Source organism: Streptomyces sp. SID12501 (assembly GCF_010550245.1).
Lineage (GTDB): Bacteria > Actinomycetota > Actinomycetes > Streptomycetales > Streptomycetaceae > Streptomyces.
Map to the genome: position 1 here is coordinate 1 of NZ_JAAGLU010000096.1, position 1,622 is coordinate 1,622.

The following is a 1,622-nucleotide window of genomic DNA, read 5'->3' on the forward strand; positions in this document are numbered from 1 at the left end:
TAGTGCGCGCCGACCCAGACCCGCGAGGCCGCCATCGCGGCGGCGGCCACTGCGGCGACCGTGCCGAGCCGGCGGGAGACGAAGAGCAGGGCGACGGCCGCGGCGGCGGCGATGGCCGCGTGGTTGCTGGGGAAGGACCAGTCGCCGGACGCCGGACACGCCTCCAGCGTGGCCACCCGCAGGCTCTGGCAGGGCCGGTCCTCGCGCACCAGCAGCTTCAGCCCCGCATCCACCCCGTAGGCCACGACCACGACGAACGGCGCGGCGAGCGCCGTCATTGACGCGGCGGCGCCCACTCGCCGGGCCTGCCACCAGCCGACGGCCATGAGCACCGCGAACAGGGCGAGCCCGTACGTCGACCACGCGGCCACCATGTCGTTCAGCCACGCGGGAGCGTGCCCGGCCAGGTTCACGACGTCGGTGTAGGCCGGGCCGTCGACCGACGAGCCGTCGAGGGCCAGGATCATCCGCGCACCTCCGGTGCCTTCGCCCTGGCCTTCGCGTCCCGGCGTGAGCGGTGCACCTCGGAGGCGACCGGGATCAGCGACAGGGCGACGATGACCGCGACGATCGGCAGCAGATACCGGTCCACGTTCGGTACGGAGGAGCCCAGCGCGTATCCCGCCAGGGTGAGACCCAGGCTCCACACCAGCCCGCCGGTCACCTGCCAGAGGGTGAACGTCCGCACCGGCACCCCCAGGGCGCCCGCCATCGGATTCAGGACCGTGCGCACCACCGGAACGAAGCGGGCCAGCACGATCGCCTTCGCATACCCGTAGCGCTCCAGCAGTTCCTCCGTACGTTTCGCGCCCTCGTGCAGGCGGGCCGAGCGGCTGCGGGCGAGCAGAGCGCCGCCCGCTCTGCGGCCCAGGAGATATCCGCACTGCGAGCCCGCCAGTGCCCCGACCGCCGCGGCGACCAGGAGCGGGGCGAGCGACAGCTTCAGGCCGCGGTCGGCGGCGCCGGTGCACAGCAGCCCTGCGGTGAACAGCAACGAGTCGCCCGGGAGGAAGAAGCCGATCAGCAGCCCGGTCTCGGCGAACAGCACCACACCCACGCCCAGCACGCCGAACGCGGACAGCAGGGACCGGGCATCCAGCACGTTGACGGCGAGCTGCGACGATAGGTGCACGGCTGTGGTCATCGTCAAGAGCACCTCATCCTTCATCCTTCTTGCGGACCGTCGGATGCGGCGCAACGGCACACCCGACGACTGACTACAATTCTGTAGACGGTCTACTGGACTGTAGACGATAGCGGGATGAGGAAGGTTCCATGACCGACGCGAAGGACGAGAGGCGGCCGGCCGGTGAGCTGGAGGCCGCTGTCATGGCCGCGCTGTGGGCGGCCGGAGCGCCGCTCAGCGCGGGCCGCGTGCAGATCGAGCTCGGCTCCGGCCTCGCCAGGACGACGGTGACGACGATCCTGACCCGGCTGCACGAGAAGGGTGTCGTCAGCCGTGAGCGGCAGGGTCGCGGCTACGCTTACTTCCCCGTCCAGGACGCTCCCGGCCTGACCGCCCGGCGCATGCACACCGAACTCGACCGGGACACCGACCGCGAGACGGTCCTGGCCCGCTTCGTCGCCCAGCTCAACCCCGGCGACGAGCAGCTCCTGCGCCG

At 71.6% G+C, this 1,622-nt stretch carries 3 protein-coding genes; 1 reads left to right on the top strand and 2 read right to left on the bottom strand.

The genetic code is table 11. The annotated features are described in order from the left end of the window. Together G3I71_RS44540 and G3I71_RS44545 are read right to left on the bottom strand one after the other, a co-directional pair. Positions 1–467, bottom strand: a 467-nt coding sequence (locus G3I71_RS44540; RefSeq protein WP_164324553.1) for a phosphatase PAP2 family protein, incomplete at its 3' end; no start/stop codon positions are given. Beyond that, complete coding sequence (locus tag G3I71_RS44545; protein ID WP_164324557.1) at positions 464–1,144, bottom strand: DedA family protein; 681 nt, start codon at positions 1,142–1,144, stop codon at positions 464–466. The genes G3I71_RS44540 and G3I71_RS44545, both read right to left, overlap by 4 nt. Before the next feature lie 131 nt (positions 1,145–1,275). Between G3I71_RS44545 and G3I71_RS44550 the strand changes: the two genes are divergently transcribed. After that, positions 1,276–1,622 (top strand): BlaI/MecI/CopY family transcriptional regulator (locus G3I71_RS44550; RefSeq protein ID WP_164324560.1); only part of this gene is annotated, 347 nt, incomplete at its 3' end.

Excerpts from the sequence above, each read along its gene's own strand:
- G3I71_RS44545 (WP_164324557.1), bottom strand. The coding sequence starts at position 1,144 with ATGACCACAGCCGTGCACCTATCGTCGCAGCTCGCCGTCAACGTGCTG.